This is a genomic window from Geodermatophilus sp. SYSU D01186 (assembly GCF_054050215.1).
In genome coordinates, this window is the sequence record NZ_JBJGYW010000050.1 from 1 (window position 1) to 22,819 (window position 22,819).

General features: G+C 74.0%; 25 protein-coding genes and 2 pseudogenes. 10 read left to right on the plus strand and 17 right to left on the minus strand.

Annotated features, from left to right (window positions below; all coding sequences use genetic code 11):
• Window positions 1–106: 106 nt before the first annotated feature.
• A complete protein-coding gene (locus ACI784_RS23575) occupies window positions 107–1,240 on the minus strand; it encodes an alpha/beta fold hydrolase (RefSeq protein ID WP_456921820.1) in 1,134 nt (377 codons plus the stop codon).
• Between the two features lie 266 nt (window positions 1,241–1,506).
• On the opposite strand from ACI784_RS23575, the gene ACI784_RS23580 reads away from it, so the two are divergent.
• Window positions 1,507–2,001: a hypothetical protein gene (locus ACI784_RS23580; RefSeq protein WP_457015145.1), complete on the plus strand. Its 495-nt coding sequence runs from the start codon at window positions 1,507–1,509 to the stop codon at window positions 1,999–2,001.
• A gap of 16 nt (window positions 2,002–2,017) precedes the next feature.
• On the opposite strand, the gene ACI784_RS23585 is transcribed toward ACI784_RS23580, so the two are convergent.
• Genes ACI784_RS23585 through fdxA form a run of 3 tightly spaced genes read right to left on the minus strand, consistent with a single transcriptional unit; the run spans window position 2,018 to window position 4,384 of the window.
• Window positions 2,018–2,914: an aminoglycoside phosphotransferase family protein gene (locus ACI784_RS23585; RefSeq protein ID WP_457015146.1), complete on the minus strand. Its 897-nt coding sequence runs from the start codon at window positions 2,912–2,914 to the stop codon at window positions 2,018–2,020.
• Window positions 2,915–2,924: 10 nt separating this feature from the next.
• The gene (gene dapC, locus ACI784_RS23590) at window positions 2,925–4,061 is read right to left on the minus strand and encodes a succinyldiaminopimelate transaminase (protein WP_457015157.1); all 1,137 of its coding nucleotides are present in this window, start codon (window positions 4,059–4,061) and stop codon (window positions 2,925–2,927) included.
• Window positions 4,058–4,384 carry a ferredoxin gene (fdxA, locus tag ACI784_RS23595; RefSeq protein ID WP_091325867.1) on the minus strand — a complete coding sequence of 109 codons (327 nt, stop codon included), beginning with the start codon at window positions 4,382–4,384 and terminating at the stop codon, window positions 4,058–4,060. The genes dapC and fdxA overlap by 4 nt, the downstream gene beginning before the upstream one ends.
• Before the next feature lie 158 nt (window positions 4,385–4,542).
• Between fdxA and ACI784_RS23600 the strand changes: the two genes are divergently transcribed.
• Entirely contained in the window at window positions 4,543–5,295 is a 753-nt protein-coding gene (locus tag ACI784_RS23600; protein ID WP_457015147.1) for a GNAT family N-acetyltransferase, read from the plus strand.
• On the opposite strand, the gene ACI784_RS23605 is transcribed toward ACI784_RS23600, so the two are convergent.
• The 7 genes from ACI784_RS23605 to ACI784_RS23635 all read right to left on the minus strand — a co-directional run bounded on the left by ACI784_RS23605 (window position 5,252) and on the right by ACI784_RS23635 (window position 12,416).
• A complete protein-coding gene (locus ACI784_RS23605; RefSeq protein ID WP_457015148.1) occupies window positions 5,252–5,671 on the minus strand; it encodes a hypothetical protein in 420 nt (139 codons plus the stop codon). The two genes, ACI784_RS23600 and ACI784_RS23605, sit on opposite strands and share 44 nt — an antisense overlap.
• Window positions 5,668–6,564, minus strand: a complete 897-nt coding sequence (gene mshB, locus ACI784_RS23610) for an N-acetyl-1-D-myo-inositol-2-amino-2-deoxy-alpha-D-glucopyranoside deacetylase (protein ID WP_456921815.1) — start codon at window positions 6,562–6,564, stop codon at window positions 5,668–5,670. Before mshB ends, ACI784_RS23605 begins: the two co-directional genes overlap by 4 nt.
• A gap of 102 nt (window positions 6,565–6,666) precedes the next feature.
• Entirely contained in the window at window positions 6,667–7,719 is a 1,053-nt protein-coding gene (locus tag ACI784_RS23615; protein WP_457015149.1) for an ABC transporter ATP-binding protein, read from the minus strand.
• Entirely contained in the window at window positions 7,712–8,764 is a 1,053-nt protein-coding gene (locus ACI784_RS23620; RefSeq protein ID WP_456921813.1) for an ABC transporter ATP-binding protein, read from the minus strand. The genes ACI784_RS23615 and ACI784_RS23620 overlap by 8 nt, the downstream gene beginning before the upstream one ends.
• Window positions 8,761–9,711 carry an ABC transporter permease gene (locus ACI784_RS23625; RefSeq protein WP_456921812.1) on the minus strand — a complete coding sequence of 317 codons (951 nt, stop codon included), beginning with the start codon at window positions 9,709–9,711 and terminating at the stop codon, window positions 8,761–8,763. Before ACI784_RS23625 ends, ACI784_RS23620 begins: the two co-directional genes overlap by 4 nt.
• Window positions 9,704–10,627 (minus strand): ABC transporter permease, encoded by a 924-nt coding sequence (locus ACI784_RS23630; RefSeq protein WP_456921811.1) that lies wholly within the window; start codon window positions 10,625–10,627, stop codon window positions 9,704–9,706. Before ACI784_RS23630 ends, ACI784_RS23625 begins: the two co-directional genes overlap by 8 nt.
• A 148-nt stretch (window positions 10,628–10,775) precedes the next feature.
• Window positions 10,776–12,416: a peptide ABC transporter substrate-binding protein gene (locus tag ACI784_RS23635; protein ID WP_456921810.1), complete on the minus strand. Its 1,641-nt coding sequence runs from the start codon at window positions 12,414–12,416 to the stop codon at window positions 10,776–10,778.
• 354 nt (window positions 12,417–12,770) lie between these two features.
• On the opposite strand from ACI784_RS23635, the gene ACI784_RS23640 reads away from it, so the two are divergent.
• The gene (locus ACI784_RS23640) at window positions 12,771–12,941 is read left to right on the plus strand and encodes a CsbD family protein (protein WP_456921809.1); all 171 of its coding nucleotides are present in this window, start codon (window positions 12,771–12,773) and stop codon (window positions 12,939–12,941) included.
• A gap of 68 nt (window positions 12,942–13,009) precedes the next feature.
• Here ACI784_RS23640 and ACI784_RS23645 read toward each other — a convergent pair whose 3' ends face one another.
• Window positions 13,010–13,771: a (deoxy)nucleoside triphosphate pyrophosphohydrolase gene (locus ACI784_RS23645; RefSeq protein WP_457015150.1), complete on the minus strand. Its 762-nt coding sequence runs from the start codon at window positions 13,769–13,771 to the stop codon at window positions 13,010–13,012.
• Window positions 13,772–13,856: 85 nt separating this feature from the next.
• Here ACI784_RS23645 and ACI784_RS23650 point away from each other — a divergent pair, with 85 nt between their 5' ends.
• From ACI784_RS23650 to ACI784_RS23675, 6 genes are all read left to right on the plus strand, one after another.
• Window positions 13,857–14,330 carry an RrF2 family transcriptional regulator gene (locus tag ACI784_RS23650; protein ID WP_456921807.1) on the plus strand — a complete coding sequence of 158 codons (474 nt, stop codon included), beginning with the start codon at window positions 13,857–13,859 and terminating at the stop codon, window positions 14,328–14,330.
• Window positions 14,331–14,379: 49 nt separating this feature from the next.
• Window positions 14,380–14,910 carry an adenylyl-sulfate kinase gene (gene cysC, locus ACI784_RS23655; RefSeq protein ID WP_457015151.1) on the plus strand — a complete coding sequence of 177 codons (531 nt, stop codon included), beginning with the start codon at window positions 14,380–14,382 and terminating at the stop codon, window positions 14,908–14,910.
• A gap of 303 nt (window positions 14,911–15,213) precedes the next feature.
• Window positions 15,214–16,902 carry a nitrite/sulfite reductase gene (locus ACI784_RS23660; RefSeq protein ID WP_456921805.1) on the plus strand — a complete coding sequence of 563 codons (1,689 nt, stop codon included), beginning with the start codon at window positions 15,214–15,216 and terminating at the stop codon, window positions 16,900–16,902.
• A gap of 1 nt (window position 16,903) precedes the next feature.
• The gene (locus ACI784_RS23665; protein ID WP_457015152.1) at window positions 16,904–17,074 is read left to right on the plus strand and encodes a hypothetical protein; all 171 of its coding nucleotides are present in this window, start codon (window positions 16,904–16,906) and stop codon (window positions 17,072–17,074) included.
• A complete protein-coding gene (locus tag ACI784_RS23670) occupies window positions 17,071–17,781 on the plus strand; it encodes a phosphoadenylyl-sulfate reductase (protein ID WP_457015153.1) in 711 nt (236 codons plus the stop codon). The genes ACI784_RS23665 and ACI784_RS23670 overlap by 4 nt, the downstream gene beginning before the upstream one ends.
• 70 nt (window positions 17,782–17,851) lie before the next feature.
• Entirely contained in the window at window positions 17,852–18,154 is a 303-nt protein-coding gene (locus tag ACI784_RS23675) for a 4a-hydroxytetrahydrobiopterin dehydratase (RefSeq protein WP_457015154.1), read from the plus strand.
• Between the two features lie 3 nt (window positions 18,155–18,157).
• On the opposite strand, the pseudogene ACI784_RS23680 reads toward ACI784_RS23675, so the two are convergent.
• The 4 genes and pseudogenes from ACI784_RS23680 to ACI784_RS23695 form a co-directional block, all read right to left on the minus strand.
• Window positions 18,158–18,370: pseudogene (locus ACI784_RS23680) on the minus strand (VOC family protein); the annotation flags it as partial.
• Window positions 18,371–18,516: 146 nt separating this feature from the next.
• A complete protein-coding gene (locus tag ACI784_RS23685; RefSeq protein WP_457015155.1) occupies window positions 18,517–20,730 on the minus strand; it encodes a PhoX family protein in 2,214 nt (737 codons plus the stop codon).
• 130 nt (window positions 20,731–20,860) lie between these two features.
• Window positions 20,861–21,253 (minus strand): DUF3037 domain-containing protein, encoded by a 393-nt coding sequence (locus tag ACI784_RS23690; protein WP_456921799.1) that lies wholly within the window; start codon window positions 21,251–21,253, stop codon window positions 20,861–20,863.
• Entirely contained in the window at window positions 21,250–22,104 is an 855-nt protein-coding gene (locus ACI784_RS23695) for a HipA family kinase (protein ID WP_457015156.1), read from the minus strand. Before ACI784_RS23695 ends, ACI784_RS23690 begins: the two co-directional genes overlap by 4 nt.
• Window positions 22,105–22,150: 46 nt before the next feature.
• Here ACI784_RS23695 and ACI784_RS23700 point away from each other — a divergent pair, with 46 nt between their 5' ends.
• Window positions 22,151–22,696, plus strand: coding sequence for a DUF1990 family protein (locus ACI784_RS23700; protein ID WP_456921797.1), 546 nt, complete (start codon window positions 22,151–22,153; stop codon window positions 22,694–22,696).
• A gap of 20 nt (window positions 22,697–22,716) precedes the next feature.
• Here the strand turns inward: ACI784_RS23700 and ACI784_RS23705 are convergent.
• Window positions 22,717–22,819, minus strand: a pseudogene (locus ACI784_RS23705) (IS982 family transposase); the annotation flags it as partial.

The following is a 22,819-nucleotide window of genomic DNA, read 5'->3' on the forward strand; positions in this document are numbered from 1 at the left end:
GGGGGGGGGGGGGGGGGGGGGGGGGGGGGGGGGGGGGGGGGGGGGGGGGGGGGGGGGGGGGGGGGGGGGGGGGGGCGGGGGGCCCCCCCCCCCCCCCCCCCGCGGCTCAGCTCAGGTCGCCGGGCCCCGGCGTCTCCGGGGTGTTGGACGGCGCCGCGGCCGGGTGGTCCAGGTGCTCGAGCAGCGCGACCACGAACTCCTGCGGCCGCTCGACGTGCGGCGAGTGCCCGACGCCGGGCAGCACGACCTCGCGGTAGGCGCCACCGCTGGCCGCGTACCGGTCCAGGACGGCGCGGGTCTGGGTGACCATCGGCTGCGGCGGGCAGACCTCGTGTCCCGGCCAGCCCGGCACCGCGCCCAGGGCCCCGAGCTGCGCGAGGTCGAACATCGAGGCGTCGGAGACGATGGCGTCGGCATCGCCCCGGATCCACAGGACCGGCGGCTTCCGGCGCACGTCGACGACCCCGCTCAGGTCGAACACCGTCGGCGCCATCGTGTTGAGCACCCCCCGCGCCCCCGGGGCCACGCCCGGCCAGGTGGCGGACGTCGCGCCGTCGCCCGGGTAGTGGTCCTCGCCGGTGCGCGTGCTCAGCATCGCCGCGACGAAGACGTCCTCGAGCTGGGGGTCCAGCGGCAGCGAGCCGGGGGCCACGTAGAACGAGCGCAGGATCGACCGCGGGCTGGTCGGCTCCTCGGCCGACGTGTCGCCCGCGGCCAGCGCCGCGACGAAGGCCGGGTTCGCCGCGCCCGCACCCGCCCCGGCGCCGTCGTCGGACAGCCGCCGCCCCTCCGCGCCGGCCGTGCCGCCGAAGCCGTACGGGGAGACGGGCGCGACGAGGACGACGGAGGCGACCCGCACCGGGTGGTCGAGCAGGTACTGCAGCACCACCCCGGCCCCCATGCTCCAGCCGACCAGGTGCACCCGCTCGAGACCGAGGGTCTCCACCAGGGCGGCGACGTCGTCGGCCCAGTCCCGGACGCCGCGCCGGGCGTCGATCGGCGCGGGGTCGGTGTCGCCGTAGCCGCGCAGGTCCACCGCCAGCGGCCGCACCCGCCCGGTCTCGGCGAGGGCCAGCAGCGGTTGCTGCCAGAACAGCGACGAGCTGACGTTGCCGTGCACGAACAGCACCGCCTCGCCGGGACCGGCGGGATCGAGGCCCTCGGGGTGCAGCACGTTCTGCGTCAGGCGCGGCGTGTCCACGCGCGTCGCGGTGATGCCGGGCAGCAGGACGTCGCTCATCGGGTCTCCTCGCAGGTGGGCGGCGCGCTCACGCTAGCGACCGACACCTCATCGGGGCAGCGCCGTCCGCACCGGGATCCCACCTACAGTCGGTCGCGATGCCCAGCGGACGGAGTGCGACCAGAACCCGCCCGGTCCGCCGGACGGCCGCGGCCCGGCGTCCGGGCCGCGGCCGTCCCACGCCGCGACGGCGCCCGACGCGCCGCCCCTCGACCGCCCGCCAGGGACGGCGGCAGGCGGCCGCGTCCTGGGCGTGGCTCGCCGCGGTGGTCGCTGTCGTGGTCCTCGTGGTGCTCACGGTGAACGCCCGGGACGAGGGCACCCCGATCGCCACAGCGGAGTGCAGCCTGCCGGCGACCGGGACGCGGCTCACCGAGGAGCAGGTGGCCAACGCCCGGACGATCGCCCAGGTCGGCCGCGACCGCGGCCTGCCCCAGCGCGCCGTCGTCATCGCGCTGGCCACCGCCATGCAGGAGTCGGGGCTGCGCAACCTCGACTACGGCGACCGTGACTCGCTCGGCCTGTTCCAGCAGCGACCGTCCCAGGGGTGGGGCACGCCGGCGCAGGTGCAGGACCCGGTCTACGCCGCCGGCAAGTTCTACGACGGGCTGGTCCAGGTGCCCGGGTGGGACAGTCGCCGGCTGACCGACGCCGCGCAGATCGTGCAGCGCAGCGGCTTCCCGGAGGCCTACCAGAAGCACGAGGCCATGGCCGTCGAGCTCACCGCCGCCCTCGACGTCGACTCCCTGCCCTGCGGCTGATCAGTGCACGGCCTCGTCAGGCCCGACCTCCCAGCACGTCGGCCAGCGCGAGGACGTCGTCGTCGCGCCGGCCGTGGTCCTGCGCCGTCCACACCGCCCCGACCGCGGCGCTGACGAACCCCCAGGCCCGCGCCCGGGCCGCCGGCACCCCGAGGCCGTCGGCGAGCAGCGCCACGCGGCGGTCCAGCAGCTCCCGGAGCCCGGGGACGGTGGCCCAGGCCCGCGGCGGGTTCAGCAGCGCCGTCCCGGCGTCGAGCGCGGGCTCACCCCACACGCCGTGCGGGTCGATGGCCACCCAGCCGCCGGCGTCGCGGAGCACGTTGGCCGCGTGCAGGTCGCCGTGGCAGAGGACCGGGGCCGCGGCGCTGTCGAGCAGCCGTTCCAGCGCCGCGGCCGCACGGGCGGTGAACTCGGCCGGCAGCAGCGGCGAGCCGGCGCGGAGGAGGGCGACGCGGCGGCGGCTGTCGGGGACGCCGTCCGGCCGCGCGGCGCCGGACCCGTGCAGCCGCCGGGCCACCGCGGCCAGCACCGGGAACGCCTGCTCGTCGGGCAGCGCGCACAGGTCGGTGCCCGGGCGCGCGGCGCGCAGCAGCAGCGCCGTCGTGCCGCCGTCGTCGGTCGCGGCCGCGAGCAGGTCGACCGCCCCCTGCCCGCGCCAGGCAGCCAGCGTCGCCGCCTCCTGAGCGAGCCCCCCGGTCAGGCCCAGCTTGAGGACGACGGCGGCTCCGTCGGCGCGCACCGCCGGCGCCACCCAGTGGTACGAGGCCGGGTACGGCGGCCCGACCTCGAGACCCCAGCGGGTCGCGGCCCGCTCGACCGCCGCGGGCAGGGCGGCGCACCAGGCCCGCCCCGCGTCGCCGTGGAGGTCGCGCATCGCCGCGACCAGGGCCGCGGGGACGGCGACCGGCGGCATGCCGCGGGGCTCAGCCCGCCAGACGCTCGACGGCGGTGGCGATCCGCTCGTCGGTGGCGGTCAGCGCCATGCGGACGTGCCGCGCACCGGCCGGGCCGTAGAACGAGCCCGGGGCGGCGACGATGCCGAGGCCGGCCAGCCAGTCGATCGTCGTCCAGCAGTCCTCGTCGCGGGTGACCCACAGGTACAGCCCGGCCTCGGAGTGGTCGATGCGCGCCCCGGCGCGGCGGACCGCGCCGGCCAGCTGCTCGCGGCGGGCCCGGTAGCGCTCGTGCTGGGCGTCGACGTGGGTGTCGTCGGCGAGGCCGGCGGCCATGGCGACCTGCACCGGCGTGGGCACCAGCAGGCCGAGGTGGCGGCGCACCTCCCACACGGTGCGGACGAGCGCCGGGTCGCCCGACAGCAGCCCGGCGCGGTAGCCGGCGGCCGTCGACTGCTTGGACAGGGAGTGCACGGCGAGCAGGCCGGTGTGGTCGGGGCCGGCCACCTCCGGGTGCAGGATCGAGCGCGGCTCGACGTCCCAGCCGAGGGTCACGTAGCACTCGTCGGCGACGACGGGGATGCCGTGCGTCCGGCCCCACTCCACCCACGCCCGCAGCTGGTCGTCGGTCAGGACCCGCCCGTGCGGGTTGCCCGGTGAGTTCAGCCAGGCCAGGACGACGCCGGTCGCGTCGGCCGGTGGGGTGTCGGTGCGCCGCACCGCCAGCCCGGCCAGGACCGCGCCGACCTCGTACGTGGGGTAGGCGACCTCGGGCACCAGCACCGTGCCGCCGCCGCGCAGGCCCAGCATCGTGGGCAGCAGCGCGACCAGCTCCTTGGAGCCGATCGTGGGGATCACCGAGGGGTCGGCGCCCAGCGGGTCGGCCAGGTGGACGCCGAGCCGTCGCCGCAGCCACTCGGCCGCCGCCGTCCGCACCTCGGCGGTACCCAGAGCGGTCGGGTAGCCGGGCGCGTTGCCGGCGCCGGCGAGCGCGGTGGCCAGCACCTCAGGGGTGTCGTCGACCGGGGTCCCGATGGACAGGTCGACGACGCCGCCGGCGTGCCGGGCGGCCTTCGCCCGCGCCGCGACGAGGGAGTCCCAGGGGAAGTCGGGCAGCTGGCCGGCCGCCGTCCCGGGGGCGACGCCCCCTGGGGGCAGGGCCGTCAGTGCCCTTCCGCCTGCGGCGGCAGGGCGGCCACCAGCGGGTGGTCCCTGCCGATCTTGCCGGTCTTGGCGGCACCACCCGGGCTGCCCAGGTCGGAGAAGAACTCCACGTTGGCGTTGTAGAAGTCCTTCCACTTGTCCGGGACGTCGTCCTCGTAGTAGATGGCCTCCACCGGGCAGACCGGCTCGCACGCCCCGCAGTCCACGCACTCGTCGGGGTGGATGTAGAGCATGCGGTCGCCCTCGTAGATGCAGTCCACCGGGCACTCGTCGATGCACGCCTTGTCGAGGACGTCGACGCAGGCCTGGGTGATGACGTAGGTCACGGTGGATCCCTCCCGGGGATGCGCAGCAGGGCTCTGGCTCGCGGGCCAGGCCGTTGTATCGCTGCTCAGTATGGCGCCTGGTGCCCGCCGCGGGCGCGACGGGTGGCCGTCGGGGAACCCGGGAGGAGGAGACCGGGTCGCGGTCCCAGGATCGCCGCATGGGACAGAGCCGCTCACCCCTGGACGTCGTCGGCCTCGAACGCGTCGCCGCCCGCGGCTGGCGCGGCACGGAGGAGGCGGCGCTGGGCGACTGGGTGCTGCGCGCCGGTGGCGGCTTCACCGGCCGGGCGAACTCGGTGCTCGTCGCGGGCGACCCGGGCCTGCCCCTGCCGGACGCCGTCGACGCCGTCGCCGGCTGGTACCGCGAGCGCGGACTGCGCCCCTGCGCCCAGCTGCCCGGCCGTCAGGCCCGGGCCGCCGACGCCGCCCTCGCCGCGGCCGGGTGGGAGCGCGACGAGGACGTCCTGGTGCTCACCGCGCCCCTGACGGCCCCCGGGGACGCCGGGGTGCCGGTCGACCTCTCCCCCACCCCGGACGACGCCTGGCTGGCCGGCTACCGGCACCGCGGCCGGCCGCTGCCCCCCACCGCCGGCGCGGTGCTGACCAACGCCGAGGACGTCGTGTTCGCGTCCGTGCGGCTGGCCCCCTCACCGGCCCCGCTGGCCGCCGTCGCGCGCGGGGTGGTCACCGACGGCTGGCTGGGCGTCTCCGCGGTGACCGTCGCCGAGCAGCACCGCCGGCGAGGTCTGGCCACCGCGGTCATGGCTGCGCTGCAGCGGTGGGCCGCCGACCGCGGCGCCCGCTGGGTCTACCTGCAGGTCACGTCGTCCAACGCCCCCGCCCGTGCCCTCTACCGCCGGGCGGGCTTCATCGAGCACCACCGGTACCACTACCGCTCCGCCGCGGCCTGAGCGACGGCGCCGCCATCACCCGGCCGACGGCGAACGCGGCGGCGACCACGCCGCAGAGCAGGAACGCCAGGTTCACCAGGCCGGCCGCCCCGCCACCGGTGACCAGCAGGTCGCCCTCGGGACGGCGGACGCTGCCCGCCACCGCGACGGTCAGCCACACCAGGGCCGGCAGTGCCGCGACGACCCGCGACCCGGTGAGCCGGTGGGCCAGCGGGACCAGCAGCAGGTTGCCGGCCACCGCCGCCACGACCGACACCGGCAGGAGGACGCCGAACACCCGCAGCGGCAGCCAGAAGACCTCGACCAGGGCGAGCTCCGCCGCCGCTGCGACCACCAGCACCCCCGCCCCGGCACGCGCCCAGGGGCTGCGGCTCATCCGGGCAGACCGGCGAACAGGTCGTCCTCCCACCCGTGGGGTGCCTCCCCGGCCGGCCCGCGCTCCCCGCGCACCAGGCGGTAGTACTCGACGCCCAGCACCTCCTGGCCCAGGTTGTTCGACAGCGCGAAGAACGGGCCGTCGACGGTGATCTGGGTGGCGTGCGCGCGCATCGCGGCGTCCTTGCGGCCGGCGTGCGACCGGCCGTCGACCGCGGCGGTGACCACGTCGTCGTCGACGGCGAAGGGGATCTCGTCGAGCTCTCCGAGCGAGTCGAACGGGGACGCCTCGCCCAGCGCCCGCATCGCCTCGATGCCCTCGCGCAGCACCGACCGCGGCATGCAGCACCAGTAGACCTTGGCGACGTCCCAGGCCTCGCCGAGGTCGGGACGGTAGGCGGGGTCGGCGGCGCGCTCCACCGCACCCATGGCGACCCGGTGGGCCTGGATGTGGTCGGGGTGGCCGTACCCGCCGTTCTCGTCGTAGGTGACGAGGACCTGCGGCCGGACCTCGCGGACGACGGCGACCGCGTGCGCGACCGCCTCGTCGAGGTCGGCGTTCCAGAAGGCCCGGGGCTTGTCGTTGGCCGCGGTGCCGATCATCCCGGAGTCGCGGTAGCGCCCCGGCCCGCCCAGGAAGCGCCAGTCGGTGACCCCGAGGGCGTCCATGGCCGCACCCAGCTCACCGATGCGGTAGCCGCCCAGCTGGTCGGCGTGGTCGGCGGCCAGCAGCTCCAGCTCCGGCACGAGCACCTCGCCCTCCTCACCCAGCGTGCAGGTGAGCAGGGTGACGTCGACACCCTCCGCGGCATAGCGGGCCATGGTGGCGCCGTTGTTGATCGTCTCGTCGTCGGGGTGGGCGTGCACCAGGAGCATGCGGCGGTCTGCGGTCACGGGAGGGCATTCTCCCCGGTCCCGCCGTCCCGCCTCTCGCGGTGTTCCGTGCGCCCCTGCGGTGGTGCAACGCCGCAGGGGCGCACGGAACGCCGCGGAGGCCTACTCGACGTCGACGGGGACGACCTCGCGGGCCTCGGCGAAGTGGCAGGCCGACGGGTGACCCTGGCCGCGGTCGACCAGCGCCGGGGCCTCCTGCGCGCAGATGTCCTGGGCCTTCCAGCAGCGGGTGCGGAAGCGGCAGCCCGAGGGCGGGTCCGCGGGGCTGGGGACGTCGCCCTGCAGCAGGATCCGGTCCTTCTGGCCGCGCAGGTGCGGCTCGTGCAGCGGCACCGAGGACAGCAGCGCCTGGGTGTAGGGGTGCGACGGCGCGGTGTAGACCTGCTCGTCGGTGCCCTCCTCGACGATGCTGCCGAGGTACATCACCGCGACCCGGTCGGAGATGTGGCGCACCACCGACAGGTCGTGGGCGATGAACAGGTAGGACAGGCCGAACTCGTCCTGCAGGTCCTCGAGCAGGTTGACCACCTGGGCCTGCACGGAGACGTCGAGGGCCGACACCGGCTCGTCGCAGACGATGATCTCCGGCCGCAGGGCCAGGGCCCGGGCGATGCCGATGCGCTGCCGCTGGCCGCCGGAGAACTGGTGCGGGTAGCGGTTGACGTAGTCGGGGTTGAGGCCGACGCGGTCCAGCAGCTCCTGGGTGCGCTGGAGCCGGCCCCGCTTCGGGGCGACGTCGGCGTGCACGGCCCAGCCCTCGGCGACGATGTCACCGACGGTCATGCGCGGGTTCAGCGACGCGTACGGGTCCTGGAAGATGATCTGGACCTCGCGGCGGTACTCCTTGAGCGCCCGGCCGCCCATCTTCGCGACGTCCCGGCCCTGGTAGAGGATCGAGCCCGCGGTGGGCCGCTCGAGGGCGACCAGCAGCTTGGACACCGTCGACTTGCCGCAACCGGACTCGCCGACCAGGCCCACGGTCTCCCCGCGGCGCATGGTCAGGTTCACGCCGTCGACGGCGCGGACGTGGCCGATGGTCCGCTTGAAGACGATGCCCTGCGTCAGCGGGAAGTGCTTCTGCAGGTCGCGGACCTCCAGCAGCGTCTCGCCGAGGGCACCGCGCCGGGAGCCGTTGGCCGCCGTGGACTCAGACACCGAGGACCTCCTCGCTGTAGTGGCACGCCGCCTCGCGGCCCGGGACGACCAGGCGCAGCGGTGGCACGTCGGTGGCGCACTCCCGGCCCGGCGCCGCGGCGGCGCCCAGCCGGCGCCGGGAGCAGCGCGGGTGGAACGGGCAGCCGCTGGGGATGGCGGCGAGGTTCGGCGGCTGGCCGGCGATCGGCAGCAGCCGGCCGCCCTTGGCCTCCACCTGCGGCACCGAGCTCATCAGGCCGTCGGTGTAGGGGTGCGCCGGGTTGGAGAAGACGTCGTCCACGGTGCCCCGCTCGACGATCCGCCCGGCGTACATGACCGCGACGTTGTCGGCGACCTCGTTGACCACACCGAGGTCGTGGGTGATGAGGATCAGGCCCATCCCGGTGTCGCGCTGCAGGTCCTTGAGCAGGTCCATGACCTGGGCCTGGACGGTGACGTCGAGGGCGGTGGTCGGCTCGTCGGCGATGAGGACCTTGGGGTCCAGGGCGATCGCCATCGCGATCATCACGCGCTGGCGCATGCCGCCGGAGAACTGGTGCGGGTAGTCGTCGACCCGCGAGGCCGCCGCCGGGATGCGCACGCGGTCCATCAGCTCGACCGCGCGCTTCTTCGCGTCCTTCTTGGACATCCCGCGGTGGGCGCGGAACATCTCGCCGATCTGGTACCCGACGCTGTACACGGGGTTCAGTGACGACAGCGCGTCCTGGAAGATCATCGAGATCCCCGGGCCGCGGACCTTGCGCTGCTCCTCCTCCGACTGCTGGAGCAGGTCGCGGCCCTCGAACCAGATGCCGCCACCGGTGATCACCGCGGGCGGGCTGTCGAGGATGCCCATGATCGCCTGGGCGGACACCGACTTGCCGGAGCCGGACTCACCGAGGATCGCGAGCGTCTCCCCCTCCGCGAGGCGGTAGCTGACGCCGTTGACCGCGTTGACCACGCCGGAGCGCGTGCGGAACTCGACGTGCAGGTCGTCGACCTCGAGGACGGTGTCGCCGGTGCCCGGTGCTGCGGCGGTGGGCGGGGAGAGGTCGGGTCGGGTCATGCGCGCTGCCTCGGGTCGAGGGCGTCGCGCAGGGCGTCGCCCATCATGATGAACGCCATCACGGTCAGGGTCAGGACGATGCTGGGGAACAGCACCAGGTGCGGCGCGGTCCGCAGCAGCGACTGACCGGCCTCGATCTGCAGCCCCCAGGAGATGGCCGGACGCTGCAGGCCGACCCCCAGGAAGGTCAGCGTCGCCTCCGCGGCGATGAGCACGCCGATGGTGATCGTCGTGTAGACCAGCACCGGCGCGATCGCGTTGGGCAGGATGTGCCGCACCAGGATGCGCCCGTTGGACGCCCCCATCGCGCGGGCCGCCGCGACGTAGTCCGAGCTCTTCACGGCGATCACCTGCGAGCGCACCAGCCGCATCGCCGTCATCCACCCGAACAGCGCCAGCGCGATGGCCACGGCGGTCACTCCCCGGCCGAGGACGCCGGTCCGGAGGACGACGAGGGCGCCGAGCACCAGTGGCAGCGCGTAGAAGATGTCGGTGATCCGGGACAGCAGGCTGTCGGTGAGGCCGCCGTAGAACCCCGAGATCGCCCCGACGACGACGCCCAGCACCAGCACGACGACGACCGCGAGCACGCCGATGATCAGCGAGTTGCGGGCGCCGTAGACGACGTTGGCCAGGTAGTCACAGCCCTGCTGGTCGAAGCCGAACCAGTGGTCGGCCGACGGCTTCTGCTGGCTGTTGGACAGGTTGCACGCCCGCGGGTCCGCCCCGCGCGCGAACACCTGCGGCAGCAGCGCCATCGCCAGGAAGAGCAGCATCAGCAGGGCGCCGATCCAGAACAGCGGATTGCGCTTGAGGTCCTTCCAGGCGTCGCTCCACAGACTGTTCTGCCGGGCGTCGGTGGCGTCGATCGACGGGCTGGCCAGGCCGGTGGTGGTGCCGGCCTCCACCTCGTCGTGGCGCAGGTCGGCCTGCTGCTGGTCAGTCATAGCGGATCCTCGGGTCGAGGACGGCGTAGAGCACGTCGACGACCAGGTTGAAGAAGATGAAGAAGAACACCATCAGCGTGACGATGCCGACGACGACGGCACCCTCCTGGGCGCGGACGGCGTCGAAGATGGCGCGGCCGATCCCGGGCAGGTTGAACACCGACTCGGTGACGATCGCCCCGCCCATCAGCGTGCCGATGTCGGCGCCGATGAAGGTCACGACCGGGATCAGACTGTTGCGCAGGGTGTGCCGGACGATCACCGTCCGCCGGGGCAGACCCTTGGCCTTCGCCGTCCGCACGTAGTCGGCGCGCATGTTCTCCGCGACGCTCGTCCGGGTCAGCCGGGCCACGTAGGCCAGCGAGCCGGCGGCGAGCACCAGGCCCGGCAGCAGGAAGCTGTACCAGCCCTCCCCGATGCCGGAGATCGGGAACCAGCCCAGTTGCAGACCGAAGGTGAACTGGGCGACGAAGGCGAGCACGAGGATCGGGACGGACACGACGATCGTGCTGGAGACCAGCACGACGTTGTCCAGGAACCCGTTGCGCCGGATGCCGGCGAGCACGCCGGCGATGATGCCGATGACGGCCTCGAACAGGATCGCGACGATGGCCAGCTGGATGGTGACCGGCAGCCGCTGCTCGATCGTGTCGAGCACCTCGCGGCCGCGGAAGTCGGTGCCGAAGTCGCCCTGCAGCAGGTCACCGACGTACTTGGCGTACTGGATGACCAGGGGGTCGTCCAGGTTGTACTCGTCCCGCAGCTGGGCGACGACGGCCGGAGCCAGCGGGCGGTCCCCACCGAGGGCCCGGATCGGGTCGCCCGGGAGGGCGTAGACCATCGCGAAGATCAGGAACGAGGCCCCGATCAGGACCGGGATGGTGAGCAACAGTCGGCGCGCGACGTAGCGGCCCATGTTCCCCCTCGGGTGTGTGCGCCGGACACAGGTGCGTCCGGCGCCGGTTCCATCGTGCCCGGTACGCGGGGCACGCGCGCCGCCGGGGGCGACCGTCCAGGATCGGACGGCGCCCCCGGCGGGTGGTGCGGGTCCTGCTAGGGGGTCGTCAGGAGACGACCTCGACGGCGGCGGCGTCGATGCGGCCGAAGGCGTCGATGACCACGTTGTCGACGTTCTCCGAGTGCGCACCCTGGTTCAGCCGGTAGAACAGCGGGGCCGAGGGGAGGTCGGCGATGAGGACGTCCTCCGCCGCCTGGTAGGCGGCCACGGCCTCGTCGTCCGACGCGGCCGCGTTGCCCTGCTGCAGCAGCTGGTCGAACTGCGGGTTGCTGTAGAAGGTGTAGTTCGAGCCGGCCGGCGGCAGCGCGGCGGAGGAGTACAGCGGGCCGAGGAAGTTCTCGGCGACCGGGTAGTCCATGATCCACGCGTCGCGGAACGGCCCGGTCATCCCCTGCTCGTCCTTCAGCGGCAGGAACTCCGCCTGGGGCAGGTCGCCGCGCAGCTGGTACTCGACGCCCAGGTTCTCGCGCAGCTGGTTGCCGACGGCCTCCATCCAGGCGTCGTGGCCGGCACCGGCGTTGAACCAGAGGTCCACCGGCTGGGTGCGGTCGAAGCCGGCGGCGTCGAGCAGGCTGTTGGCCTCGTCGACGTTGAGCTCACAGGCCTCGCAGGCGCCCTCGCGGTAGCCGGGGACGACCGGGCTGATGAAGGACGTCGCCGGGGTGCGGGTGCCGTTGAAGATGGCGTCGCTGATCGCCTGACGGTCGATCGCCATCGAGAAGGCCTTGCGCACGTTCGGGTCGGCGAAGCGCTGGTCGTAGGTCGGGAAGCCCAGCGAGGTGATGTCACCCTGCGCGGTCTCGATGTAGCGGTCCCCGAACTCCGACTCGGCCGACGCGATGGCGTCCGGCGGGAGGGTGTCCATGATGTCGAGCGAGCCGCCCTGCAGGTCGGTGTAGGCGGTGTCCTGCTCGACGTAGACCCGGTACTCGACGGACTCGGCCTTGGCCGGCTCGTCGCCGGCGAAGTCGTCGTAGCGGGTCAGGGTGATGCCCTGGCCGGGGACGAAGGGCTCCTCGGCCTGGAACGGGCCGTTGCCGACCGGCTGCTCGCCGAAGGCCTCGGGGTCGTCGAAGAACGACGGGGGCAGCGGGAAGAAGGCGGTGTAGCCGACGGTGGTCGGCCACTGGGCGTACGGCGCGGCGAGCTGGACCTCGAAGGTCAGGTCGTCGACGACGCGCAGGCCGCTCATCTCGGTGGCCGCGGGGTCGCCGCCGGTCTCGGGGGCCTGCAGCTCGTCGTAGCCCACGATGTTGGCGAAGAAGTACGAGTTGCCCTGCGCGTTCGGGCTGTACGCGGTGTAGTTCCACGCGTCGACGAAGGACTGCGCGTTGACCGGCGAGCCGTCGTGGAAGGTCCAGCCGTCGTTGAGCTTGACGGTCCAGGTGGTCTGGTCGTCGGACTCGATGGACTCGGCGACACCGGTGAAGGCGGCCTCGTTCGTCTCGGGGTCGTACTGCACCAGACCGGTGAACAGCGAGTCGAGGACCTGGCCGCCCTCGGTCTCGTTGGTGTTCCCCGGCATCAGCGGGTTCTCCGGCTCACCGATGTAGATGCTGAAGCTGCCGCCGTCGGCGCTCGAGCCCGAGCTGCCTTCGTCGTCGCCGCCACCGCCGCAGGCGGACAGCAGCATCGCGCCGGACAGGCCGGTCGCGATGAGCGCAGCAGAGCGCTTGCTCAACTTCACGTGCAATGCCTCCCTCGTCCCGCGGTGCGGGGGGAATGGACTGGTTCTCCCAGGTCGCCGACGCGATCAGCGGGGCAGCTGGGGGACGCGCGGACAGGTACCGGAGTGTGGCCGGTACGTCGGGCGACCCTAGGCGGGCCCCGCGAAGAGCGTCCACGACCGACACCTACTTGTGACCTCGGCTCAGGATCTCACAGGGCGGAATCACGCTTGCAGTCGACGTCAGCCCCGTGCCTCCGCAGGAGTTCCGGCGCCGGTCCCGCTGTGCCGCAGGACTTCCGCCGTCCCCCTGCGCGGGTGTGGATTCCGCCCGGTGCGGGTACGGGCTTCCGGGACCGACGAGAGGAGTCCGGTATGAGCGGCGTGGACAAGATGAAGAACAAGGCCGAGGAGCTGTCCGGCAGGGGCAAGGAAGCCGTCGGCGACGCCACCAACGACCCCGACCTGAAGGCCGAGGGTCGGGCCGACCAGGCCTCCGGCAACCTCAAGCAGGCCGGCGAGAAGGTCAAGGACGTCTTCAAGTAACCCCTCAGCACACCGCGCGGACGCCGCCCCGGACCCCGGGTCGGCGTCCGCGTCGCGTCGTGGGGCGGTCAGAGGCGGGCGAGCAACGCCCGGACGGCGGGCAGCAGGGGCCGGTCGGCCGGGATCCACTCCAGGGCCTCCAGCTCGTCGGCCGTGAGCCAGCGCAGCTCGGCGTGCTCGTGTGCGGTCAGCTCGCCGCCGTCGGCGATCCGGGCCCACCACACCCGCAGCGTCGAGGCGCCGGGCAGGCCACCGGCGACGACACCGTCGAGCACCACCTCACCGAGGAACGCCTGAGGGACGACGACCGCGCCGAGCTCCTCGCGGATCTCGCGCACGAGCGCCGCCAGGTCGTCCTCCCCCGGCTCCACCTTGCCGCCGGGGAACTCCCAGCACCCGTCGTACGGACCGCCCGAGCGCTGCGCCACGAGCACGCGGTCGCCGTCGACCAGCGCGGCGCCCACCACCTGGACGACGTCGAGGGCCCGCCGGGCGGCCGCGGCGGCGTAGGCGTCGAGGTGCGCCTGCATCGCGCGCAGCACCCGCCGGCGCAGGACGCGGTCGAGGAGACGGCCGAGCGGACCCGGCAGCGAGGTGGCCCAGTCGACCTGCTCGTCGACCAGCGTGCCGGCGCCGGTGGCCGAGAACCGCCGCGAGTGGGTGAGCCAGCGCCAGCCCGGGCCGCGGCCGACGGCGTACACGTCGCGGACCGGGCGGACGGAGACGACCTCCTCCAGCGGCACCGGCCAGGGGCGGCCCAGGGAGCGGGCGACGTCGAACGCCACGGTCAGCGGCGCCTCCACCACAGTGGTGAAACGCAGCTGTGACACCGGCCCACCTTCCCAGACCACGGCAGGATGGCCCTGCAGGACTCGGCAGTAGGGAACCCTGCAGAACTCGGCAGAAGGGAACACTGTGCGCATCACCGCCCGGGTCGACTACGCCGTCCGAGCCGCCGTCGAGCTGGCCGCGGCTGCCCCCGACGCCCTCACCTGCGACCGCATCGCGACGGCCCAGAACATCCCGTCCCGCTTCCTGCAGTCCATCCTCGGCGACCTCCAGCACGCCCGGCTGGTCACCAGCCAGCGCGGCCGCGAGGGCGGCTACCGGCTGGCCCTGCCCCCCGAGGAGGTGTCGGTCGCGCGGGTCATGCGGGTGGAGCAGGGTTTCCTCGCCGAGGTCCACGGCCAGCGCCCGGAGGACGTCGAGTACCCCGGTGCCGCCCAGTGCCTGGCCTCGGTCTGGGTGGCCGCCCGCGAGGCCTACCGCCGGGTGCTGGAGGAGGTCACCCTCGCCGACGTCGTCGCGGGGAAGCTGCCCGGACCGGTCGCCGAGCTCACCGCCCTGGAGGAGGCGTGGCGCTCCTTCAGCGAGCCGCCCGGCGAGTAGCTCCCGGCCGGGTCGCCGTCCCCACCGGGGCCTGCGGGAGACTGGCGGCATGTCAGCTGCGCACCGCCGGGGCGTCACCGTCTTCCTGACCGGGCTGTCCGGCGCGGGGAAGTCCACGATCGCCGACGCGCTCGTCGCGTCGCTCGAGGCCGAGGGGCGGCCGGTGACCGTCCTGGACGGCGACGTCGTGCGCACCCACCTGTCCAGCGAGCTCTCCTTCTCCCGCGAGGACCGCGACCTCAACATCCGGCGCATCGGGTTCGTCGCCGGCGAGGTGGTCAAGCACGGCGGCACCGTCGTCGTCGCCGCGATCGCGCCGTACGAGAAGGCCCGCGAGGAGGCCCGGGCGCTGGTCGAGCAGCAGGGCCGCTTCGTGCTGGTGCACCTGTCCACGCCGCTGGAGGTCTGCGAGGGGCGCGACGTGAAGGGCCTCTACGCACGGGCGCGGGCCGGGCAGATCCCCGGCTTCACCGGCATCGACGACCCCTACGAGCCCCCCGCCCGGGCGGAGCTGGTCATCGACACGTCGGTCACCCCGCTGGAGGAGTCCGTCGCCCGCATCCGCGCGGCGATGGCGTGAGGACCCCGTCCTCCCCACCCTTCGCAAGCTCAGGGCGGGCCCCGGGACGGGGCCACGCGATGCAATCTGAGTCACACTCCGCCACTCCTCCTGGATGTGGGACCATGGGGGGCGTGACCGAACGCGGACTGCTCCTCGTCGCGCGCCGTCACATCGATCTGGCGCTGGTGAGCAGCGCGGTCTGTCGCCCCGCGCGCTGACACCCGGTTCCCTGCGCAGCATCCGCTGCGCCCTCCGATCTGCCAGCGCCCTCCCCGCCCCGGTCCCGGCGCCGGACGGGACGGCGCAGAAGGAAGTGCCCTCGTGACTGCCTCCCCCGGAACGGGCCCCGCCCGCACCAGCAACCGGCCCCAGCGTGCCCAGGGCCAGTGGGCGCTCGGCTACCGGGAGCCGCTGAACCCGAACGAGCGGATGAAGCGGGACGCCGACGGCCTCACCGTCCGCCAGCGGATCCTCGACATCTACGCGGCGACCGGCTTCGACGGCATCGACGCCGGCGACCTGCGCGGCCGGATGCGCTGGATGGGCCTCTACACCCAGCGGGCCCAGGGCATCCCCGGCGGCAAGACCGCCGTCCTCGAGCCCGAGGAGCTCGAGGACTCCTACTTCATGATGCGGGTGCGCACCGACGGCGGGTCGCTGACCAGCGCGCAGCTGCGGACCATCGGCGGCATCAGCACCGAGTTCGGCCGCGACGTCGCCGACGTCACCGACCGGCAGAACATCCAGTACCACTGGATCCGCATCGAGGACGTGCCGGAGATCTGGCGGCGGCTCGAGGCGGTCGGCCTCACCACGACCGAGGCCTGCGGCGACACCCCGCGCGGCATGCTCAACTGCCCGCTGGCCGGCGTCCTCGAGGACGAGGTCCTCGACGCCAGCGACGTGATGGCGCAGACGGTGGCCAAGTACGTCGGCAGCCCCGAGTTCAGCAACCTGCCGCGCAAGTGGAAGACGTCCATGTCCGGGTGCGTCGACCACTGCACCGAGCCGGAGATCGACGACGTCTCCTTCGTCGGCGTGCGCAACGAGGCCGGCGAGGCCGGCTTCGACCTGTGGGTCGGCGGCGGGCTGTCGACCAACCCGATGTTCGCCCAGCGGGTCGGCGTCTTCGTCCGCCCCGACCAGGTGACCGACGTGTGGGCGGCCTGCACCTCGATCTTCCGCGACTACGGCTACCGCCGGCAGCGCAACCGCGCCCGCGTCAAGTTCCTGATGGCCGACTGGGGCCCGGAGAAGTTCCGGCAGGTGCTCGAGGAGGAGTACCTCCACCAGCCGCTGCCCGACGGCCCGGCGGCCGCGCCGCCGAAGCACGAGCAGCGCGACCACGTCGGCGTCGCCCGGCAGAAGGACGGCGCCAACGCCGTCGGGTTCGCCCTGCGCACGGGCCGGATCACCGGCACCCTGCTGACCCGGATCGCCGACCTCGCCGACGAGTACGGGCAGGGCCGGACCCGGACGACCACCCAGCAGAAGATGGTCATCCTCGACGTCCCCGACGAGCGGGTCGAGGACCTGGTCTCCGCGCTGGCCGAGCACGACCTGCTGGTGCGCCCGAGCGCCTTCCGCCGCGGCACCATGGCCTGCACCGGCCTGGAGTTCTGCAAGCTCGCGATCGTCGAGACCAAGCAGCACGCGCAGGACCTCTACGCGGAGCTGGAGAAGCGGCTGCCGGACTTCGACGAGCCGATCGGCATCAACGTCAACGGCTGCCCGAACAGCTGCGCCCGCTTCCAGACCGCCGACATCGGCTTCAAGGGCTCGATGGTGCGCGACGACTCCGGCGAGATGGTGGAGGGCTTCCAGGTGCACCTGGGCGGGCACCTCGGCACCGAGGCCGCCTTCGGCCGCAAGTTCCGCGGTCACAAGGTGACCAAGGCCGAGACCGCCGACTACTGCGAGCGGGTGCTGCGCGGCTACCTCGAGCGGCGCGAGCCGGGCGAGCGCTTCGCGGCCTACGTCGCCCGCGCCGAGGAAGCCTGGCTGCTCTGACATGGAGGAGGAGCCGACAGGGGGAAGGACCCGGCAGCTGCCGGTGTTCTTCTGCCCGTACTGCGGGGACGAGGAGCTGACCCCGCACGGGGACGACGCCTCGTGGCACTGCGCCGCGTGCCTGCGGACCTTCACCGTCCGGCTGACCGGGACTGGAGTGCGCCACCCATGACGACCGCGATCGCCGCCACCCCCGAGCTCGCCGCGGAGGCCGACGCCCGGTTCGAGGGCATCGCCGACCCCGTCGAGCAGGCCCTCGCCGCGCTGCGGTGGGCCGGCGAGACCTTCGGCGACGACTTCGCGATCACGTCGTCCATGGCCGACGGGCTCCTGGCCCACCTGGCGAGCCGGGCGGTCCCGGGCGTGCACGTGGTGTTCCTCGACACCGGGTACCACTTCGCCGAGACCATCGGCACGCGCGACTGGATCAGCGGCGTCCTGCCGATCACCCTGGTGAACGTGCAGCCGCCGCAGACGGTCGCCGAGCAGGACGCCGCGTACGGCCCCGAGCTGCACCAGCGCGACCCCGACCTGTGCTGCTCGCTGCGCAAGGTGCAGCCGCTGGCGCAGGCGCTGGCCGGCTACACGGCGTGGGGCTCGGGCGTGCGCCGCGACGAGGCGGCCACCCGTGCGGGCACCAGGGTCGTCGACTGGGACGCCAAGCGCGGCATGGTGAAGGTCAACCCGCTCGCCGCCTGGACCCAGGACGACGTCGACGCCTACATCGCCGAGCACCAGGTGCCGGTCAACCCCCTGCAGGACATCGGGTACGCCTCGATCGGCTGCGCGCCGTGCACCCGCCCGGTGGCCCCGGGCGAGGACCCGCGTGCCGGCCGCTGGGCCGGCCGCGGCAAGACCGAGTGCGGCCTGCACCTGTAGAAGCACCTCGTCCACCCCACGCCACGCTCCGCCGCGGGCCCCTGGGACGAGGCCGTTCCAGCACGGCAGGATGGGCGCCGTGCCCCCACCGCCGCGCCTGTCCCCCGACGAGCTCGCCGCCGCTCTCTCCGGACTGCCGCTGTGGTCGGGGGACGGCGACGGGCTGCGCCGCAGCGTCGAGCTCCCGGGGTTCCCGGACGCCGTCGCCGCGCTCGTGCGCATCGGCTTCGTCGCCGAGGAGATGGACCACCACCCCGACGTCGACCTGCGCTGGCGCACCCTGCACCTGACGCTGGTCACCCACTCCGCGCGCGGGGTGACCGAGCTCGACGTCGAGCTGGCCCGGCGGGTCGACGCGCTGTTCCCCGGCTGAACCTCACGGCAGCGGGCAGAACAGGTCCACCGAGTACCCGTCCGGGTCGGCCACCGTCGCGTAGCGCTGGCCCCACGGCGCGTCCCACGGCGGGGTGACCACCCGGTGGCCGGCGCCGGCGACCCGGGCGGCCACGTCGTCCACCTCGCCCGGGGAGCCGTACAGCAGCGCGAACCCGGAGACGTTGGAACGCGAAGCCCAGGAGCTGGTAGAAGGCGACGGCCCGGGACAGGTCGGTGGCGCTCACGGCCACGGCGGCGATCTCCATGGGGCAGCTCTACACGCGCCGACCGACGAGAGACGGCGCGGGGACCACTGGTCGGGAGTGGTCCCCGCGCCGCGCTCGGCGCAGCCCGGCCGGCTCAGCTGCCGACCCGGCCGCCGTCCTGCCGGTAGACGACGGCCACGCTGGGCCGCGGGAACGGCCGCCGCGTCGACCGGTCCGGCCACGTGCTCGCCGGGGTGTCCAGCGTCGACCCGGTGATCTCGCCGGGGTGCTGGACCGACACGAACACCGACTTCGCGTCCCGGCTGATCAGCGGGCCACTGCACTCGGCACCGAGGGGCACGGTCAGGAACGCCTTGAGGTGCCCGCGCTCCCGCCCGGCGGTCGGCACGGCGAAGAGCCCGTCGTTGGTGCCGCCGACGGTGCCGTCGGCCTGGTTCACCCTCGACAGCACGGTGCCGTCGGTGGAGATCCACAGGTTGCCGGCGGGGTCGAACTCCAGGTTGTCCGGGCAGGAGATCGCGCTGACCCGGGACGGGTCGAAGCCGGCGAAGTACGTCCCCGGCTTCCCGGGGTCACCGGCGACGAGGAAGACGCGCCACGCGAAGGTGTCGCCCGCGATCCCGTTCGTCTCCTGCCACTCGATGACGTGGCCGTTGCGGTTGCCCGGCTGCTCGTCGTACGTCCCCTTGGCGGCGTCGAAGGCGAACGACCGCGCGACCGGGTTGGCCTCGTCGGCCGTCGTGCGGTTGGAGTTGTTGGTCAGGGCCACGTAGACCAGCCCGTTGACCGGGTTGACCTGGACGTCCTCGGGCCGGTCCATCTTCGTCGGCACCTGGGCGGGGTCGACCACGGTCTCCGGGGTGACGAGGTCGCCGTTGGCGTCCAGTGCCTTGCCGAGCCGGTCGGCGGCGAGCCGGGTGAAGGTGAGCACCCAGGCGACGTCCTTGCCGGGGACCATCGACCGCCCGTCCCGGACCAGCGGGATCCACCGGCCGGTGCCGTCGAACCCGCCGTCGGGCGGGAGGCTCCCGCTCCCGTCGATCGCCCCGGAGTCGCCGGTGAAGCGGGCGACGTAGAGATCGCCGTCCTCGAGCAGCGTCAGGTTGTGGGCGCGGGCGGCCCGGCTGTCACCGGCGCGGTACCGCTTCCTCGAGACGAACTTGTAGATGTAGTCGAACCGCTCGTCGTCGCCGGAGTAGGCGACCACGCGGCCGTCCTCGGCGATCTGCACGTTGGCGCCCTCGTGCTTGAACCGGCCGAGTGCGGTGCGCTTCCTCGGCGTGGAGTCCGGGTCGTAGGGGTCGACCTCCACCACCCAGCCGAAGCGGTTCGGCTCGTTGGGCTCCCGGCTGACGTCGAAGCGGGGGTCGACGAGGTCCCAGCGGCGGCCGGCGGGCTTGTCGGGGGTGATGCCGTAGCGGCGCAGGCGCGGCTCGGCGGCGCTCTCGGTCACCGCGGTGACCGCGCCGAAGTACTGGTTGAAGTTCTCCTCGCCGTGCAGCGTCGTGCCCCACGGCGTCATGCCCCCGGCGCAGTTGTTGAGCGTGCCGAGGACGCGCCGCCCGGTGGGGTCCGCCGAGGTCCTCAGGTACTCCGACCCGGCGGCGGGCCCGGTGAGCTCCATCGGGGTCACCGCGGTGACCCGCCGGTTGCGGTCCCCGTTGCGGACCGGCCGGAACTCGCCGGTCCGCCCGTGCCGCTCGACCTCCACCACGGAGATCCCGTGCGCCATCATCGCGATGCGCTTCTGCACCTCGTCGGTCGGCGCGGACTCACTGGCGACCCCGGTGAACATCAGCTGCTCGTTGGTGTACTCGTGGTTGACGACCAGCAGGAACCGGTTCCCGTCGTCGCCGTCCAGCGGCAGGAAGCCGATGTAGTCGCAGTTGTAGCCGAACTGCCGGGCCTGGGCCTCGGGCGTCTGGGCGTCGACGTCGAAGTCAGGCGCGCCCTTCTCGACCGGGTCGCCCCAGCGCATGACCACGGCGTAGCCGTAGCCGGCCGGGACGACGAGCTCGTCCTCGAGGTTCTGCTGCACCGGCTCGAAGGTCAGGGCACCGCCACCCCGGGTCCCCTGCCGGCCGGGCGCGGCCGCCGCCGGCTCGGGGAACAGCGGGGCCGCCGCCACGACCAGGGCACCCGTCCCGGCCACCTTGAGCAGGTCCCGGCGGCTGATGGCGGTCCGGACGACGGACTCGAACGTCGGGTTGTCGGTCTGGTTGGGCACCGCCGCGTCACAGGCGTTGCCGCACTTGTAGTGGCAGGTGGCGTGACTGCGGCTGCCGTGACGGACGGAGTCCAGCAGCGGCAGGAAGAGACGGCGGCGGGCGTCGGACGTGTCCGGCATCGGGGTCCTCGGGCTCTTGTGGGCGGCGACCCCCGGACGGTATGGAGCCGGGACGTCCGCACGGTGGCCTCCGGGCGAGCACTCCGTGAAGGAGCAGGACACCCGCCGTTCACGTCGGTCCGGTACGGGGTCAGCCCTCCACGGGCAGCACCAGCAGCCGCAGCAGCCGGTCGGCCTCGGCGTCAGGGTCCGCGGTGAGGCCGGTGTGCACCGGCCCGGCCTGGACCACCGTGCTGCGCGGCGCGGTCAGCCAGCGGAACCGCGCCCCCAGGGCCTCCCGGCCGGCGGCGCCCACCACCGGGTCGGCCGCGCACACGTCGGCGGCCACCTGCAGGGCGCGGCGGATCGCGTCGGCGTCCGCGGTCGGGTCCAGCGCGTGCAGCCGCTCGACGTCGAGGTGCACCCGCGAGCCGAGGTAGTCCCGCTGCCGGCAGTAGACGAGGACGCCGGCGTTCAGCGACTCCCCCCGCTCCACCCGCGGCACCACCCGCAGGACGGCGTACTCGAAGGTGTCCCGGCTCATCGCTGGGTGATCCCCTCGGGCGGTGGCGGCCCCAACCACGACGGGCGGTTCTCCCCCACCGTCCGGCGGCGGCGGGTGCCACCGGCGGCCGCGGTGGCCAGCAGCGGCGGCAGCCAGGCGTCGCGCGCGGCCAGCCGGGACAGCAGCTGGTCGGCGTAGCGGGCGCGGACCGCGTCCGGCGCCTCGGCGGGCGAGGGGCCCTCGAGCCACTCGTCGGGCACCTGGGCCAGCACGCCGGCGAGCAGCTCGGCGGTCACCCGCGGCCCGAGGGCGGCGTCGGCGGCCCGCACGTCGGGCGAGCAGTCGACCAGCGCGTGCTGGCCGGCGTCGTAGGGCCGGGCGACCGCGGCGGCGGCACCGGGCCAGTGGTGGTGGAAGGTCAGCGCCGCGCCGTGGTCGATCAGCTGCAGCCGGCCGTGCCAGAACAGCATGTTCGGGTTGCGCCAGGACCGGTCCACGTTGCCGATGAGGGCGTCGAACCACAGCACCCGGCCGGCCGGCTCCGGCTCCACCGACGCGACCCCGGCCTCGAAGTCCAGGGCGCCGGGCAGGTAGTCCAGCCCCAGGTTGCGCCCGGCGGAGCGCTGCAGCAGCTCCTGCACCTCGGGGTCCGGCTCGCCGACGGCCAGCTCGGGTGCGACGTCGACGGTGACCAGCGCGGGCACCGGCAGCGACAGCGCCCGGGCCAGCTCGCCGCACACGACCTCGGCGACGAGGACCTTCACGCCCTGCCCGGCGGCCCGCCACTTGACCACGTAGGTGCCGAGGTCGTCGGCCTCCATGAGCCCCGGCAGCGAGCCACCCTCGCGCAGCGGGGTGACGTAGCGGGTGGCGGTGACGGCGGGCAGCACAGTGGCCGCGACCCTACCGGCGGTCCCGCCGGGGAGACTGCACGGCGTGGCACTCCTCCGCGCGACCGACCCCGCCGCCCTGGCCGCCGCGCCGTTCACCTATCCCGACGTGGGCGCCACGCGGGACGCCGCGCTGCCCGCCGGCTACGACCACGTCGAGCGCTCGGTCGTGGTGGGCCGCGGCGACGCGGTGTTCGAGCGGGCCGTCGCGGCGGTGTTCGACTGGCGGGCGCAGCGCGGCGTGGGCCTGCGGGTGCGGGCCACCGGACCGGCGTCCGAGCCCGGCACCGTCGTCGTCCTCACCGCCGGCCGGCCCCGCCTGGGCTACGACATCCCCTGCCGGGTGGTGTGGGCGCAGACGGTCGGCGACGAGCGCGGCTTCGCCTACGGCACCCTGCCCGGGCACCCGGAGAGCGGGGAGGAGGCCTTCCTCGTCCGGCGCGAGCCCGGCGGCGACGTCGTCTTCAGCCTGCGGGTGTTCGCCCGGCTGGCCTCACCGCTGGCCCGCCTCGGCGGCCCGGTCAGCACGGTGGTCCAGCGGCTGGCCACCGCGCGGTACCTGTCGGCGATCCGGGCGGCCGCCCGGGGCTAGACGAGTAAGTCCGAAGCCGGTCAGTGGTCGTAGGCGATCAGTGACCGGGTGATCGGCTGGGCGGTGGCTCGGTTGTGCCAGATGGCGGCGGTGAGCGCCAGGATCCGCTGGGCGACTCGGGTG

Coding starts and splice junctions, on each gene's coding strand:
- ACI784_RS23575 (WP_456921820.1), bottom strand. CDS start 1,240: ATGAGCGACGTCCTGCTGCCCGGCATCACCGCGACGCGCGTGGACACG.
- ACI784_RS23585 (WP_457015146.1), bottom strand. CDS start 2,914: ATGCCGCCGGTCGCCGTCCCCGCGGCCCTGGTCGCGGCGATGCGCGAC.
- ACI784_RS23600 (WP_457015147.1), top strand. CDS start 4,543: ATGGGACAGAGCCGCTCACCCCTGGACGTCGTCGGCCTCGAACGCGTC.
- ACI784_RS23605 (WP_457015148.1), bottom strand. CDS start 5,671: ATGAGCCGCAGCCCCTGGGCGCGTGCCGGGGCGGGGGTGCTGGTGGTC.
- ACI784_RS23620 (WP_456921813.1), bottom strand. CDS start 8,764: ATGACCCGACCCGACCTCTCCCCGCCCACCGCCGCAGCACCGGGCACC.
- ACI784_RS23625 (WP_456921812.1), bottom strand. CDS start 9,711: ATGACTGACCAGCAGCAGGCCGACCTGCGCCACGACGAGGTGGAGGCC.
- ACI784_RS23630 (WP_456921811.1), bottom strand. CDS start 10,627: ATGGGCCGCTACGTCGCGCGCCGACTGTTGCTCACCATCCCGGTCCTG.
- ACI784_RS23640 (WP_456921809.1), top strand. CDS start 12,771: ATGAGCGGCGTGGACAAGATGAAGAACAAGGCCGAGGAGCTGTCCGGC.
- cysC (WP_457015151.1), top strand. CDS start 14,380: ATGTCAGCTGCGCACCGCCGGGGCGTCACCGTCTTCCTGACCGGGCTG.
- ACI784_RS23665 (WP_457015152.1), top strand. CDS start 16,904: ATGGAGGAGGAGCCGACAGGGGGAAGGACCCGGCAGCTGCCGGTGTTC.
- ACI784_RS23670 (WP_457015153.1), top strand. CDS start 17,071: ATGACGACCGCGATCGCCGCCACCCCCGAGCTCGCCGCGGAGGCCGAC.
- ACI784_RS23675 (WP_457015154.1), top strand. CDS start 17,852: ATGGGCGCCGTGCCCCCACCGCCGCGCCTGTCCCCCGACGAGCTCGCC.
- ACI784_RS23685 (WP_457015155.1), bottom strand. CDS start 20,730: ATGCCGGACACGTCCGACGCCCGCCGCCGTCTCTTCCTGCCGCTGCTG.
- ACI784_RS23690 (WP_456921799.1), bottom strand. CDS start 21,253: ATGAGCCGGGACACCTTCGAGTACGCCGTCCTGCGGGTGGTGCCGCGG.